Origin of the sequence: Actinoplanes sp. CA-142083 (assembly GCF_050942195.1) — a bacterium.
In the GTDB taxonomy this organism is placed as follows: Bacteria; Actinomycetota; Actinomycetes; order Mycobacteriales; family Micromonosporaceae; genus Actinoplanes.
In genome coordinates this window covers 2,908,193-2,922,306 of the sequence record NZ_CP192076.1, presented here as the reverse complement: position 1 = coordinate 2,922,306, position 14,114 = coordinate 2,908,193, and the positions used below count along the sequence as shown (strand labels likewise).

General features: G+C 72.2%; 15 protein-coding genes. 7 read left to right on the top strand and 8 right to left on the bottom strand.

Annotated elements, in window-relative coordinates:
* Positions 1–3 precede the first annotated feature (3 nt).
* Positions 4–2,238: an FtsX-like permease family protein gene (locus tag ACQPZX_RS13485; RefSeq protein WP_433379438.1), complete on the bottom strand. Its 2,235-nt coding sequence runs from the start codon at positions 2,236–2,238 to the stop codon at positions 4–6.
* Positions 2,235–2,891, bottom strand: a complete 657-nt coding sequence (locus ACQPZX_RS13480) for an ABC transporter ATP-binding protein (protein ID WP_433379435.1) — start codon at positions 2,889–2,891, stop codon at positions 2,235–2,237. Before ACQPZX_RS13480 ends, ACQPZX_RS13485 begins: the two co-directional genes overlap by 4 nt.
* A 132-nt stretch (positions 2,892–3,023) precedes the next feature.
* On the opposite strand from ACQPZX_RS13480, the gene ACQPZX_RS13475 reads away from it, so the two are divergent.
* Positions 3,024–4,328, top strand: a complete 1,305-nt coding sequence (locus tag ACQPZX_RS13475) for a sensor histidine kinase (protein WP_433379432.1) — start codon at positions 3,024–3,026, stop codon at positions 4,326–4,328.
* A complete protein-coding gene (locus ACQPZX_RS13470) occupies positions 4,325–4,984 on the top strand; it encodes a response regulator (protein WP_433379429.1) in 660 nt (219 codons plus the stop codon). The genes ACQPZX_RS13475 and ACQPZX_RS13470 overlap by 4 nt, the downstream gene beginning before the upstream one ends.
* On the opposite strand, the gene ACQPZX_RS13465 is transcribed toward ACQPZX_RS13470, so the two are convergent.
* From ACQPZX_RS13465 to ACQPZX_RS13455, 3 genes are all read right to left on the bottom strand, one after another.
* Positions 4,971–6,155 carry a SpoIIE family protein phosphatase gene (locus ACQPZX_RS13465; RefSeq protein WP_433379426.1) on the bottom strand — a complete coding sequence of 395 codons (1,185 nt, stop codon included), beginning with the start codon at positions 6,153–6,155 and terminating at the stop codon, positions 4,971–4,973. The genes ACQPZX_RS13470 and ACQPZX_RS13465 overlap by 14 nt on opposite strands.
* Positions 6,156–6,374: 219 nt before the next feature.
* Positions 6,375–7,097: a hypothetical protein gene (locus ACQPZX_RS13460; RefSeq protein ID WP_433379423.1), complete on the bottom strand. Its 723-nt coding sequence runs from the start codon at positions 7,095–7,097 to the stop codon at positions 6,375–6,377.
* 31 nt (positions 7,098–7,128) lie between these two features.
* Entirely contained in the window at positions 7,129–7,764 is a 636-nt protein-coding gene (locus ACQPZX_RS13455) for a TetR/AcrR family transcriptional regulator (RefSeq protein WP_433379420.1), read from the bottom strand.
* Between the two features lie 90 nt (positions 7,765–7,854).
* Between ACQPZX_RS13455 and ACQPZX_RS13450 the strand changes: the two genes are divergently transcribed.
* From ACQPZX_RS13450 to ACQPZX_RS13435, 4 genes are all read left to right on the top strand, one after another.
* Positions 7,855–8,439 carry a TIGR03086 family metal-binding protein gene (locus ACQPZX_RS13450; RefSeq protein WP_433379417.1) on the top strand — a complete coding sequence of 195 codons (585 nt, stop codon included), beginning with the start codon at positions 7,855–7,857 and terminating at the stop codon, positions 8,437–8,439.
* Between the two features lie 74 nt (positions 8,440–8,513).
* Positions 8,514–9,254 carry a glycosyltransferase family 2 protein gene (locus ACQPZX_RS13445; protein ID WP_433379414.1) on the top strand — a complete coding sequence of 247 codons (741 nt, stop codon included), beginning with the start codon at positions 8,514–8,516 and terminating at the stop codon, positions 9,252–9,254.
* Positions 9,248–9,958, top strand: a complete 711-nt coding sequence (locus ACQPZX_RS13440) for a polysaccharide deacetylase family protein (RefSeq protein ID WP_433379411.1) — start codon at positions 9,248–9,250, stop codon at positions 9,956–9,958. The genes ACQPZX_RS13445 and ACQPZX_RS13440 overlap by 7 nt, the downstream gene beginning before the upstream one ends.
* Before the next feature lie 38 nt (positions 9,959–9,996).
* Positions 9,997–10,980 carry a glycoside hydrolase family 6 protein gene (locus ACQPZX_RS13435; RefSeq protein ID WP_433379408.1) on the top strand — a complete coding sequence of 328 codons (984 nt, stop codon included), beginning with the start codon at positions 9,997–9,999 and terminating at the stop codon, positions 10,978–10,980.
* Here the strand turns inward: ACQPZX_RS13435 and ACQPZX_RS13430 are convergent.
* Genes ACQPZX_RS13430 through ACQPZX_RS13420 form a run of 3 tightly spaced genes read right to left on the bottom strand, consistent with a single transcriptional unit; the run spans position 10,940 to position 13,548 of the window.
* Positions 10,940–11,350, bottom strand: a complete 411-nt coding sequence (locus ACQPZX_RS13430; RefSeq protein ID WP_433379405.1) for an ATP-binding protein — start codon at positions 11,348–11,350, stop codon at positions 10,940–10,942. The genes ACQPZX_RS13435 and ACQPZX_RS13430 overlap by 41 nt on opposite strands.
* A complete protein-coding gene (locus tag ACQPZX_RS13425; protein WP_433379402.1) occupies positions 11,347–13,218 on the bottom strand; it encodes a PP2C family protein-serine/threonine phosphatase in 1,872 nt (623 codons plus the stop codon). Before ACQPZX_RS13425 ends, ACQPZX_RS13430 begins: the two co-directional genes overlap by 4 nt.
* Positions 13,219–13,224: 6 nt before the next feature.
* Positions 13,225–13,548: an STAS domain-containing protein gene (locus ACQPZX_RS13420; protein ID WP_433379399.1), complete on the bottom strand. Its 324-nt coding sequence runs from the start codon at positions 13,546–13,548 to the stop codon at positions 13,225–13,227.
* A 116-nt stretch (positions 13,549–13,664) separates the two neighbouring features.
* On the opposite strand from ACQPZX_RS13420, the gene ACQPZX_RS13415 reads away from it, so the two are divergent.
* Positions 13,665–14,114: a nuclear transport factor 2 family protein gene (locus ACQPZX_RS13415; RefSeq protein WP_433379396.1), complete on the top strand. Its 450-nt coding sequence runs from the start codon at positions 13,665–13,667 to the stop codon at positions 14,112–14,114.

Here is a 14,114-nt window from a genome sequence, read left to right as displayed (position 1 = left end):
GCGTTATTCGGTGCGCAGCGCCACCGCCGTGCGGGTGCGGGCGGCCCACCCCGCCGGGAGCAGGGCGCCGCCGGCCGCGATGACCAGTCCGGCCAGGGCGAGCGCGGCGACCAGGCCGGCGGCGTACACGTCAATGGTTGATTGAGGAAGACGGATGCCGGCGCCACGTGCCATGGCGGGCACGGCCCAATGGTGCAGGAGGTAACCGGCGGGAACGCCGGCGAGACCGCCGATCAGGCCGGGAATGCCGACCGACGCGACGACCATCGCGGCGGTCTGTTTCGGCGTCATCCCCACCGATTTGTGTACGCCGATGTCGTGCACCCGGTCGCGCGAGTCGAGCACGACCGCGTTGAGCACGCCGAGCCCGGCCACCGAGACCAGCAGCGCGGTGAGGAGGGCGGTCAGCGAGTCCAGGATGATCAGCGTGCCGTCGGGGCCCTCGGTGCGGGTGGCCTCGGCGTGCAGGTTCTTGCCCTGCATGGCCTGGATGTAGGCGGTGCGGTCGGCGCCGGCCACGAGCTTGACGTACCACGCGAGCATCGGCTTCGGGCCGGAGGTGCTGGCGATGTCGGTGTAGAGGTGGTTGTTGGCGCTGCCGTCGAACGCCTCGCCGACCAGGATGAGCGGTTCGTGGCCGGCGCCGGTCACCGTGTCGCCGATGTGCTTGCCGGTGGCGGTCAGGAAGGCGGTGTTGACGACCGCCTCGCCCGGGCCGGTGTACCAGCGGCCGTCGAGCATCTCGTATCCGGCCCAGCTCGCGTCGCCGCTGGTGATGGTGCCCCGGGCGGCTTCGCGCAGCCCGTCGACGGCGATGTCGGCGGGTCCGCGGCCGTAGTACTGCCCGGTTCCCTGCGCGGCGGCGATCGTGGCCTGCGGGTCCGCCTTGACGCCCGGGTCGGGCAGGACGAGCACGTCGGCGGAGCTGTCGGGTTTCTGGTCGGCGGCCTGGACGTGGCGCAGCGAGCTGGCCAGGCCGATGGCGAACGTCGCCGCCGCAGTGCCGAGCGCGATCGTCAGCAGCATGACCAGCAGCCGGGCGGGCCGGGTGAACGGCTGGGCCAGACCGAGGCTGAGCGGCCTCGGCAGGCGGGTTCGGGCGGCGAGGCGGGCGGCGACGCGGCCACGGCCGCTGTGCGGGGTGCGGCCTACGGCAAGGGCATCGACCGTACGCAAGCGGGCGGCTCGCCACGCGGCCGGCGCCGCGGTCCCGGCGATCACCAGAATCGCGGCGACGATCGCGGCGGCGTCGACCCACGGCGTGACCGACATCGGGACGGTGCCGAACAGGTCGGCGACGTCGGCGGTCAGCGGCACCGCGAGGAAGTCCCCGGCGACGATGCCGAGGACCGCGCCGATCATGCCGGGGATCAGGGCCTGCGCCATGCAGGCGCGCACCACCTGCGACGGGGTCAGCCCGAGCGCCTTCATGACGCCGATGCGGCGGGTGGCCGAGGCGACCGTGCCCGCGGTGACGTTGCCGATGACCAGGGCGGCCAGGGCCAGGCCGATCAGCCCGAACGCGCTCAGCAGCGGCACGAACAGCTGGGTGCGGTGCGCGGCGTCGTTGCGTACCTCCAGCCAGGTTTGCGTCTGCACGCCCGCGCCGAGCGCGGCCTGGTGCGTGTTCATCGCGGCCTCGGTGCCGGCGTCGGCGTACCGGTAGAGCATCTGCCACCCGGTCTGGCCGAGCGCGGCGGCCTCCCCGGGCGTCACCCAGCCCTGCGCGGTCTGGCTGAGCGACCGGGCCTCGCCGACCACCTTCAGCGTGGAGCCGTCCCGCAGCTGCAGGGTGGTTCCGGTGGGGATCCGCAGGTTCGTGCGGGCCACCACGATCTCGCCGGTGGTCTGCGCCCAGCGCCCGGACAGCAGGGTGACCTTGTCGATCGGGTCGCCGCTCGGGTCGGCCCGCCCGACGACCTTCATCGGCGGCGTCGGCGGGGTGCTCGGGTCCTCCTTGACGACGGCGGTGGCCACCAGGAACGGGCCGGTCGCCTGCCCGGCCTGCGACGCGGTGGCCGCGGCCTGCTCCTTGGTCGTCTTCGCGGCGTCGAAGACCGCGGTCAGGTGGGCGCCGTTCTGCTGGGCGAACGCGTTGGCGAACGGCGCCGAGGACGCGGCCAGCAGCAGGCCGGCGAGGACGGTCGCGGTCACCGCCATCGCCGTCGCCGCGACGATCACGATGGTGGCGACGCGGCGCCGCTGCGCCCCGCGCACCACGGTCCGGATGGCGCTCACGCCGCCACCTGCCCGTCGACAAGGCGCACGGTGCGGGTCGCCACCGTGGAGGCGAGGGTCTCGTCGTGGGTGACCAGGACGATCGTCTGGCCGTCGGCGTGCAGGTCGACCAGCAGCTTGCGCACCTCCGCGCCCGAGGCGGTGTCGAGCGCGCCGGTCGGCTCGTCCGCGAGCAGCAGCGGCGGCCGGTTCATCAGCGCCCGCGCGACCGCGACGCGCTGCCGTTCCCCGCCGGAGAGCCGGCCGGGGTACGCGTCGGCGTGCCGGTCGATGCCGAGCGTCTCCAGGAGCTCGCGGGCCCGCTGGCGGGACGGGGCGGCGGGCCGGCCGGCGATCTGCGCCGGCAGCAGGATGTTGTCGGCGACGGTCAGGTCGTCGAGCAGGTTGAAGAACTGGAAGACCAGGCCGATGGTGGCGCGGCGGTAGCGGGCGGCGGCGGCCTCGCTCAGCCGGTCCACGCGGGTGCCGCCGACCGTGACGGTGCCGTCGGTGGGGCGGTCGAGGGCGGCGATCAGGTTGAGCAGGGTCGACTTGCCGCTGCCGGACGGACCGAGCAGCGCCAGGCACTCCCCCTCGGCTACGTGCAGGCTCAGGTGGTCGAGGGCGGCCTGGTCGCCCTCGTAGCGGCGGCTCACATCTACGACGTCAATCATGGAAACGGACGCTAGGGACACCCGGGCGCACGGGTCGTCGGCCGCGAGAGGGGATTCGCGGGGCGGCGTCATCCTTGCGGCGTAGTCGGGAGATGGATGCGTGCGCTTTGCCCGGGCGGACACAATGAGCCGGTGATCGCTGTTCCCTCGCTGGCCCTGAGCCGCTTCATGAAGGCGCCGGGCCGCTTCGTGACGGCGCTGCGCCGGGAAGGCCCGCAGCCGCGGCTGACCCGGCGCAACTGGGCCTTCGACGTGCTGCTGGTCGCGGTGTTCATGCTGGCGGCGTTCAGCGGCACCGATATCACCGGGCACTTCTTCGAGACCACCAGCGACGGGGCCAGGGCAGTGCCGCTGCCGGACTTCCCCGACATGCCGCCGATTCCCCTGCCGCCGCCCGAGTATCAGCTCGTCGACCCGCAGGGCCCGGGCTGGATCGCCGTCGCCGCGATCCTCCCGCTGCTCTTCCGCCGTCGTTATCCCCTGGCGACGCTCATGGTCATCCTCGGGATCACGGTGCTGTCGCTGCACGGCGAGTCACCGGGCACCGACATCCTGCGCGTCTCGTTCTACGCCTGCGTGATCGCCGGGTACAGCGCCGCCGCGTACAGCCCCTACCGGTTGCTGGCCCTGGCCGCGCTGCCGGTCGCGGCGCTGCTGTACAGCTCGTTCCCCGATCTCGCGGTGCCGATCGTCCCGGTCGCCTCAGTGCCGTTCCTGGTGCTGCTGCCGATCGGGCTGGCCGTCAACGGCATGCGGACCTGGCGCCGGCGGGCCGACCGGCTGCGCCACGAACGGGCCGACGCGCTGCGCGACGCCACCCGCCAGGAACGCGCCCGCATCGCCCGCGAACTGCACGACATCGTCACCCACAACGTATCCATGATGGTCATCCAGGCCGGCGCCGCCCGTAAGGTCCTCGACAGCGCGCCCGAGGCCGCCCGCGACGCCCTGCTGTCGGTCGAGGAGGGCGGCCGCGCGGCGCTCGGCGAGCTCCGCGGCGTCATGGGCCTGCTGGCCGCGGCCGACGACGAGGACACCCTCACCCCGCAGCCCGGCCTGGCCCAGCTGCCGCCGCTGATCGACCGGGTCCGCGACGCCGGCATCGACGTCACCGTCACCACGAGCGGCGACAGTTACCCGTTGCCGGCCGGCCTGGAGCTCGCCGCCTACCGCGTCGTGCAGGAAGCCCTCACCAACACGGTGAAGCATGCCTCGGGCGCCCGCGCCACGGTCGACGTCGCATACTCGCCGGACGAACTGCGCATCACCGTCACCGACACCGGTGGCCGGCCGACTCCGGAAGCCGCCACCTCCACCGGGCGTGGCCTGGCCGGGCTGCGCGAGAGGCTCGCCGTCTACGGCGGCACCCTGCAGGCCACCACCCGGCTGACCGGCGGCTACCGGGTGCAGGCCCAGCTACCCTTGGAGAGCCGATGACCGAGCCGCTGAGAGTCGTGATCGCCGACGACCAGGCGCTCGTGCGCGCCGGCTTCCGGATGATCCTCACCGCCGACGGCATCGAGGTGGTGGCCGAGGCCGCGACCGGCGCCGAAGCCGTCGACGCGGTCCGGAGCACCGGCCCCGACGTGGTGCTCATGGACATCCGCATGCCGGCGATGGACGGCATCGAGGCCACCCGCCGCATCCTCGCCGCCGACGACCCGCCGCGCGTCATCATGCTGACCACGTTCGACCTGGACAACTACGTCTACGCGGCCCTCGGCCTGGGCGCCAGCGGCTTCCTGCTCAAGGACGTCACCCCCGAGTACCTGGTCGCCGCGATCCGCATCGTCCGCGACGGCGACGCCCTGCTCGCCCCGAGCATCACCCGCCGGCTCATCGAGCGCTTCGCCACGCCCGAGCCCCGGGAGACGCCCCTGCACCGCGACCTCGCCGCGCTGACACCCCGCGAACGCGAAGTCCTGACCCTGGTCGCGCAGGGCCTGAGCAACGTCGAGGTCGCCGGCCGCCTCTTCCTCTCCGAGGCGACCGTGAAGACACACGTGGCCCGGGTCCTGGCCAAGCTCGGCCTCCGCGACCGCGTCCAGGCCGTGGTCGTCGCCTACGAGACCCGGCTCATCACCCCGTCCTGACCGCCGGCGGCGCGGGAGGGGGCACGCCGATCGCCATGACCGCGGTGTCGTCGTCGAGGCCTTCCCCGAAACTGTCGAGCAGGTCGACGAAGGCGTCGATGGCCGCCGCGGCGCCGGCCGGGGCCAGGTCGGCGGCGAATCGGGCCACGGCGTCCACCCCGTAGCGCGGGTCGGCGGCCGGGCCGGCTCTGGCCCGGGCCTCGGTGACGCCGTCGGTGTAGAGCACGAGAGTGTCACCGGGCCGCAGGTCGACGATCGTGTTGGTGTAGACGGAGCCGGGGAACACGCCGACCAGCCGGCCCTTGGTGCGGTGGTACTCGGCGGTTCCGTCGGCGCGCAGCACCAGCGGATCGGGGTGCCCGCCGCTGGCGATGACCGCGCGGAAGCCGTCCGGCCGGAGGGTGAGGATGCCGAAGACCAGGGTGCAGTAGCGGGCGTCGTGCCGATACTCCTGGTAGAGGACCCGGTTGAGGTTGTGCAGGACGGCGGCGGGATCCGGGTCGTAGACGGCGGCGGCCCGCAGGGTGTACCGGGCGAGAGCGGTCACGGCGGCGGCCTCGACACCTTTGCCGCTGACGTCGCCGAGGAAGAATCCCCAGCGGCCGTCGTTCATCGGGAACAGGTCGTAGAAGTCGCCACCGACCTCGTCGGCCGAGGCCATCCGGTAATGGGCTGCGGTTTCCAGGCCCGGCGGGGTCTGCAGGACCGCCGGCAGCAAGCTGCGTTGCAGGTCGGAGACCAGGTGGCGCAGGCGGTTGCTTTCCCGCTCGGCGGCCCGGCGGGCACGCAGGAGCTCCTGCTCGTACGCCCAGCGGTCCCGGCCGTCGAAGACGATGGTGCGAACCAGTTGCGGCTGCCCGTCGCTGCCGGCCTTGACCAGCGAGCTGATCAGGACCGGGAACCTGCTGCCGTCTTTCGCTCGCAGATCCAGCGCGATGCCGCTGATCTCACCCTGCATGGTCAGCAAAGGGGCGAAATGCGTCTCGTAGTAGATACGTGCGCCTGCGGTGAGCAACGCGCCGAACCGGATACGCCCGACGATCTCGTCCCGGGTGTAGCCGAGCCAGCTCAGGAGGGTGGCGTTGACCTTGACGATCGTGCCGTCGGGCAACGCCGACAGGTTGCCGCACGGCGCGTTCTCGTACAGGTCGTCGGGGTTGTCTTCGAGCAATGCGGGTAGTCCTGCTTGTCCTGTTCAACGGCCGGTTCAGCAAGTACGGATCAAGCCCACGATATCTCAGCCAGTCGATTGACAACCTTCGTCAGCGTTGCGACGGGGTCGGCATTCCGGCGGGGGCGCCCAGGTGTATCCGTTCGACGGGGGCCGGAGGGCCAGCCCGAGATCACGCTGATCTCCGACGCGCCGTACACCCCGTCCTGACCGCGGGCGCTACCAGTCCATCCAGCCGTCCAGGGAGGGCTTGCGCATGTGCGGCGGCTCGTCGTAGTCGATCGCGGTCAGCCACTGGGCGCCCCGCATCACGCGGTAGCCGAGGTTTCCGGTCAGCTCGCGGACGACGGTGGGCATGTGCAGCGCGCCGAAGACGACGGCTACCTCCATGTCCTCGGCGGCGAACTCGCCGTCTATCTCGTGCATCACGCCCAGCAGCAGGTCCTCGCGCTTGACGTCACTGGCGTCCCGCCGGACCTCGGTGTGGTCGTGGATCTCGAGCGAGGTGGTGGCCAGCCAGTCGCGGTCGCCGGTGAGGGCCATGTGCAGGGCGAGAATCGGCGTCATGATGGTCGAGCTCATCCGCTCCTCGCGGGACATCCGGCGGTCCGGGTCGGCGTTCGGCGCCAGGTAGGCGTCGGGAAAGATGATCGGTACGCCGAGAGCGCCGTAATCGATGTCCTGGGGCACGAGGTCGCGGCTCGCCCGCTGCCGGGCCAGGCGCATCGCGTTGGCGTACGTCATCCCGGTCGAGCTGGGCCCGTCCCAGACCTCGGCGATGACGGCCTGGCAGGAGCGCAACCGCTGCCAGATCGCCCAGTAGTAGTCGGCGTGCCCCATGTGGATGGTCGGGATGACCACCCAGCGCAGGCCACCGCCGGGCCGCCGGAACACGGTGACCGACGTCCGGAAGCCCATGACGCTCAACTCGGTCAGCTGCACCTCATCAGCGTAGGAAGGTGCTGCCAGGCGGTCAGGTGGCGCGGTTCCAGCGGGCGCCGAGATCGGCCGGGGTGGGCGCGGCGCCGGGCAACGTGCCGTACGCGATGGCCTCGGATCGCAGGCCGGCGAGGTGCACGTCGAGGTAGCGCCGGCGCAGGTCGCGGATCTGGTCGTCGTCGCCGAGGCGGATGGCGGCCAGTTGCTCGAAGATCATCGGCAGGTCGGTGCTCTCGAGGTCGCCGCGGACGGCGCCGGACCGCTGGGCGCGGTGCAGGATCTCATCGCCGAGGACGCCCGCACGCACTGCGAGCTCGCGGTGCTCGGGTGTGGGCGTGAACCGGCCGGCGAGATGGACGGTCAGCGAGTGGACGTCGGCGTCGACGATGCCGCGCAGGAACTCGACGAACGACTCCCAGGGGTCGCTCACCTCCGCCGCCGCCTCCGTGATCGCGATGAAGCGGCGTAGCCCGTCGAGGCAGAGCGTCGCGAGCAGGATCTCCTTGCTGGCATAGCGCCGGTACAGCGCGCTGATCCCGACGCCCGCCGCGCGGGCGACCTCGCCGATGGGCGCGTCCGGTTCCGCGATGAAGACCGCCTTGGCGGCGGCGAGGATCGCGTCGTCGTTCCGGGCGGCCTGGGCGCGCCGCCCGCTGAGTGCCTCTGCCATGGATCAAAGGTTAGCACTTGTGCGGAACGGAGCGTTCCGCTACTCTAAACGAAGCGGAACGTTCCGTTCCGCAAGACTCGAGGAGAAGACATGACGACCTGGACGATCCTGGACCGCTCCCACACCGCCCTGCGCGACGCGACCGCCGCTCTGACCGCCGCCGACCTCGGCCGGGCCACTCCCTGCACCGAGTGGAACGTCACCCAGGTCCTTCAGCACGCGGCCGGCGACCAGCTGGCCTACGTCTCGGCGATCACCGGAAAGGGCGGTCCGACGGAGAATCCGTTCACCCCGTCCGGCACCCTGGCCGGCACTCCGGCCGAGCTGGTCGAGCCCACCCTCACCGCGTCGGCCGCCGCCTTCGCCACGGTCGACCCGGCCGGCACGACCCCGACCCCGCTCCCCCACGGCGTCCTGCCCGCCGCCACGGCCGCCGGCGCCGCCGCCCTCGACGCCGCCGTCCACGCCTGGGACATCGCGGTCGCGGCCGGTCAGCCCTCGCCGCTCGACGACGACCTCGCCGCCGAGCTGATGCCCGTGGCCCAGGCGATCGTCGAGCCGCTGCGGCAGTACGGCGCCTACGCCGTCGCGCTGGAGGCCGGCGAGAAGGACGGCGCCGCGGCGGAGCTGCTGCGCTACCTCGGCCGCGACCCGCACTGGACGCCCGCGAGCTGAGAGGCAGAAATCAGGGCCGTATCGGGGTGATCATGGATGGCTCTCGGTATGGCCGCGCGCCGACGCTGATGACCATGACAATCCGGTTCAGCGTCGTCGTCCCGTGCTACAACGAGGCGTCCTACATATCCGATGCGATCACTTCCCTGCGGAACCAGGACTTCCCCGGTCCGTACGAGATAGTCGTGGTCGACAACAACTGCACCGACGACACCGCGCAGATCGCGCGTGACCTGGGTGTCCGCGTGGTGACCGAGCCGAGCCCGGGCGTGTGCAACGCCCGGCAGGCCGGCACCGCCGCCAGCACCGGCGAGATCGTCGTCTCGGCCGACGCCGACACCACGTACGCGAAGGACTGGCTCTCCAAGATCGACCGCTCTTTCCAGGAGTCCGGGGACGTCGTGGCGGTCGTCGGCCCGTGCCGCTACCACGACGGCCCGCGGTGGGGCCGCGTCTTCGCCCGCACGCTCTTCGGCGCGGTGCACGCGGTCTATCGCGCGACCGGTCGCACCTGCTACGTCTCCGCCACCAACATCGCCTTCCGCCGGGACCGCTGGACCGGCTACGACACCACCCTGACCCAGGGCGGGGACGAGCTGGACCTGCTGCGCCGGATGCGCCGCGAGGGACGCGTGATCTACGACCACTCCAACCCGACCTACACCTCGGGCCGGCGCTTCAACCGGGGCTTCTTCTACAACGTCTTCGTCTGCCTGGTCGTCTACTACCTGTCCGCGTACCTGCTGAACCGGGTGACGGGCAGACGCGTGATCGGCTCGGCGCCGGTCTTCCGCGAGAGCCGCCTCCAGTGGTAGCGCTCTGGCTCGTCGTGCCGGTCGCGGTCACGTACGCGTTGTTCATGCTCCCGCAGTCGCAGGTGTTCGGCCGCTACGCCTATCGCGCGGCGCCCGAGGACCGCGTCGTCGCGCTGACCTTCGACGACGGGCCCAATGAGCCGTACACGTCGGAGATTGTCGATTTTCTGGAAAGCCGCGGCATCCGGGGCACGTTCTTCCAGGTGGGGCAGTGCGTGCGGCGCTATCCGGCGACGACGGACCGGATCGCCGCCGCGGGCCACGTGATCGGGAACCATTCGCTGACCCACCGCTTCACCACCTACCTGCGCCCGGGGGCCTTCCGCCGCGAGGTCGGCCAGACCCAGGACGTACTGCGCGAACGGCTGGGCCGCACCCCCGCCCTGGCCCGCACGCCGTGGCTGTGGCGCCAGCCGGCCCTGCTGCGCATGCTGCGGCGGGAGCGTCTCGAGCCGGTGGCGGGCGTCTTCGGCCATCCGCTGGAGGTCTTCCACCGGGACGGCGCCGCGATGGCCCGCCGCGCGATCGCCCGGACGAGACCGGGCACGATCCTGATCTTCCACGACGGTTTCGACGGGCGGGTCGGCGACCGCTCCCAGACCGTCCGGGCCGTCAAGCTCACCGTCGACGGGCTGCGGGAGCGCGGCTACCGGTTCGTCACCGTGGACGAGCTGCTCGGGGTGCCGGCGTACCAGGAGGCCTGATTTCCTCACGTCCGGCGCCGGCCGGCCGAAGGCAGGGCGTGAAGAGACGGGCCGCGGTGCTCCTGGCGGCGGTCGTGGCCGCGATGCCGTTGCTGGCGGCCGACGCGCCCTCGACGACGGCCGCAAGCACCGCTGCGGCACAGCCGGCGAGCACCCCGCTGAGCCGTACGCGTGGGCTCTTCATCGACCCGAAGCTGCCCGCCGCCCTCTGGGTCGCCGCACATCCCAAGGACGAGCGGGCGGCCGCCATCCGGTCCGCCATCAGTCGTCAGCCCATGGCGCACTGGTTCACCGGAACCAGCGACGCCGACGTGGGCAAGGCGGTCGCGGCCTACACCCGGTCGGCGACGGCCGCCAAGATGTTGCCGGTCCTGGTCGCCTACAACCTGCCCGGCCGCGATGCCTGCGGCGCGGAATCCGCGGGCGGGGCGGCCGACGCGGCGAGCTACCAAACGTGGATCTCCAGGTTCGCGACGGCGATCGGCGCCCGGCCGGCAATCGTCGTCCTCGAGCCGGACGCGCTCGGCGACTTCAGCTGCATGAGCCAGGCGCAGATCGCCACCCGGCTCGGGCTGCTCAACGCCGCCACCCGGGTGCTGGCCCAGAAGGCGCCCAAGGCGTGGACCTACATCGACGCCGGCCACGCCGACTGGATCAGTCCCGCGACGATGGCGAAGCGGCTCCTCTCGGCGGGCGTGGCCCAGGTGCGCGGCTTCGCGGTGAACGTCTCCAACTACATCGGCACCACCGACTCCCGGCGCTACGCGGAACGGGTCAAGGCTGCGCTGCGCCGGCCGGCCGGATACGTCATCGACACCAGCCGCAACGGCAACGGCGGCAACGGGCAGTGGTGCAACCCCGGCGGCCGCAAACTGGGCCGGCAGTCGACCGCCAACCCGGCCGCCCTCGAGCTCTGGATCACCAACCCCGGCAACTCGGACGGCAAATGCGGCATCGCGCCCACCACCGGAGCCGGCGTCTTCAGCCCGGCGCTCGCCCAGCGGCTGATCGCCGGGAAGTAGCGCTCGTCGAGAGCGTCACGGTGGTGCCCCGAACCCCGGTCTCGATGGTCAGGTCATCACAGCTCTGCTCGGCCAGCCACAGCCCGCGCCCGCTGGTCGCGTGGGTGGAGGGCCGGTGGGCCCGGTGGTCGCCGGGCAGGCCGGGGCCGTGGTCGGAGATGCGGCAGTGCAGGCGGCTCGTCGTGCGCCAGAGCTCGAGAAGACCGTGGCCACCCCCATGGCGTACGGCGTTGGTGGTGATCTCGTTGACCGCGACCACGAAGCGGTACAGCGCCAGGTCGCTCAGCCCGCTGTCGTGGGCGCTCAGCTCGATCTGGTGACGCAGCTCGACCAGGCTGCGCAGGCTGAACTCCCGGCGCAGGAGGCTCATCGCGGGTCGGAGGGCCGGGAATGCGGACGGGCGGTCAGGACGCAGGTGTCGTCGTCGGGATTGGCCCGGCGCAGCCGGCTGAGGAAGTCCTCCATGGGCTGCGCGCTGGCGGAGAGGCTGTCGAGAAGCTCGATCAGCCGGCCGAGCCCCTCCCCGACGCCGCCCGATCGGTTCTCGACGAGCCCGTCGGTGTACAGCACCAGAAGGTCGCCCCGTTTCAGCGTGCAGGAGGCGGTGGCGTAGGTGGCCTGGGGCAGGGCGCCGAGCAGCGGCCCGTACGGCCGGGCCAGCTCGGCGGTGCGGCCACGGCGGACGAGCAGCGGGGCCGGATGCCCGGCCTGAGCCCAGGTCAGGGTGCGGCTGGCCGGCTCGTAGCGGGCGACGATGCCGGTGGCCGTGGGAGCGGTCATCCAGGGTTCGGTGGTGCAGAGCAGAACGTTGAGGTGGGTCAGCAGCGTCGCGGGGTCGGAGGTCGTGGTCACGGCCAGGGCGGCGAGAGCGTGCCGCAGCCGCGCCATGGTGGTCGCGGCGTGCAGGCCGTGCCCGGCGACGTCGCCGACCGCCAGGATGATGGTGCCGTCACCGTCGGCGGCGGCGTGATACCAGTCCCCGCCGACCCGGCTGGCCTGTTCGGCCGGCAGGTACCGCACGCCCACCCGCAGCCCGGGCAGCTCGATCGGCGCCTCCGGGATCGGGATCACGATCTGCTGGAGCTGGGTGGCCACCCGGTGTTCGGCGGCCAGGCTCCGCTGGTGCTCGCGAAGCTCCTCCTGCACCTCGGCGAGCTTCATGCGGCTGGTCTCGCGCGCGGTGACGTCCTGGATGATGCCGTAGATCTTGACCGGACGGCCGTCGGTGTCGCGGATCGCGTCGACCACGGCCCGCAGCCATTTGACCTCGCCGTTGACGCGGGCGCGGGTCGTCACGTCCACGGTCTCGCCGCGGCCGAACGCCTCCGCCGCGTGCCGGCGGTGCGCCTCGTCCTCGGGCAGCCCGAGCGCCTCGGACTCCTCCCGCGGCATGGGGCCGTCGGCCGGGTCGCGCTCGTAGATCCGGTAAAGGCCCTCGGACCAGACGGTGGCGTCGGAGATCAGATCCCACTCGCCCCAGCCCAGCAGGCCGAGCCGCTCGGTCTGCGCGATCCGCTCGGCGAGCCGGGCATGCTCGTCCTGGTAGATCCACGTGTTGAGCAGGCCCTCGCCCACCGGCTGAACGTGCACCGTGAGCAGATGCTCGGTGGCGTGCCCGTCGTCGTGGTGCAGATAGCGTACGGGCGCGACGGTGCGCGCCTGGCCGTCGGCGGCGGTGTCGGCCCACGCCCGCCAGACCGGCCCGTCGACGATGCCCGGGTACACGTTGCTCACCTGGTCGCCGATCAGCTGCGCCCCGGTGCGTCCGGCCAGGTCCACCACGGACGGGCTGACGGCGGTGACGTCGTAATCGACGATCTGCCCGCCGCCGTCGCGCTGCGGGCTGACCACGATGTGCTGGCCCGGCAACGCGTCGAGCAGCTGCTGCACGGTGGCCGCCCAGTCCGGGACGCTCGCGCCGGCCGGTGCGGGCGCCGGTCGCCGGGAGCGGGGCGCGCTCCGGGGCGCCTCCGGCGTAACGGTGTCCAGGCCGGTCGACGGGATCGGCCGCCGGGTCTCGAGGGTGGCGATCACCGCGGCGGCCACGGCGCCGACGTCCGAGTCCCGCTGGGCCGCGAGCATCCGCAGGTGGGCGTGGGCGTCGTCGATGCAGCATCCGATCCGACCGGCCAGCAGGCCGGCCGCGCGCTCGCAGACCATCTCGGGGCTCAGCCGGGCCTGTTCGATCCGCGCGCCGAGCTCCGCCAGGCGTTGGGCGTATCCGTCGCTGCCGTCCATGTCCCGTCAGCCCGACGCGTCGCTGAGGCCGAACGGTTCCAGCAGCCCGCTGAGGCGCAGCTGGTCGAGGACCTTCGCCCGCGGGTTCTGGACCTCGAACTTCGCCGAGACCTCCTCGGCCGCCCGCATGGCATGGACCAGGACGCCGATGCCGGAGGAGTCCAGGAAGCTGACCTCGGCGACGTCGACGCGAACCGCGAGCGGACGACTGTCCGCCACCGACTCCAGGATCACGGCGGCGATCTCGCCCGCGTTGGTGAAGTCCAGCTCACCGCGCAGGACCACGGCCAGTGAGCCATCGACGTCCGCGCCGACCGAAACGGCCTGCATCGGCTTCCTCCTCGAGCGAATGCCCGTCGTGGGGGCGACCGTGTTCCCATCATGGCCCGTGCTCAAACCAACCCGAGCCGGAATCACCCGAACGCGCACGGCGCTAGGCTCTCCCCATGCGCCCGCCTCTACCGCCGTTCACCCGCGAGACCGCGACGGCCAAGGTGCAAGCCGCCGAGGACGCGTGGAACACTCGCGACCCCGCACGGGTCGCGCTCGCGTACACGGAGGACTCGGTCTGGCGAAATCGGGACGTCTTCGTCACGGGGCGCGCCGAGATCGAGGCCTTCCTCACCGCGAAATGGGACCGCGAGCTCGACTACGCCCTGCGCAAGTCACTCTGGACCTTCGAGGACAACCTCATCGCCGTACGTTTTCAGTACGAGTGCCACGACGCGGCGGGCCTATGGTGGCGCAGCTACGGCAACGAGCTGTGGGAGTTCGATGCCGAGGGCCTCATGCGCCGCCGCGAGGCCAGCATCAACGACCTGCGGATCGAGGAGTCCGACCGCCGCATCTTCGGCCCCCGCCCGGCCGGCGACCGCACCGAGCTCCCGCTGCGCTGA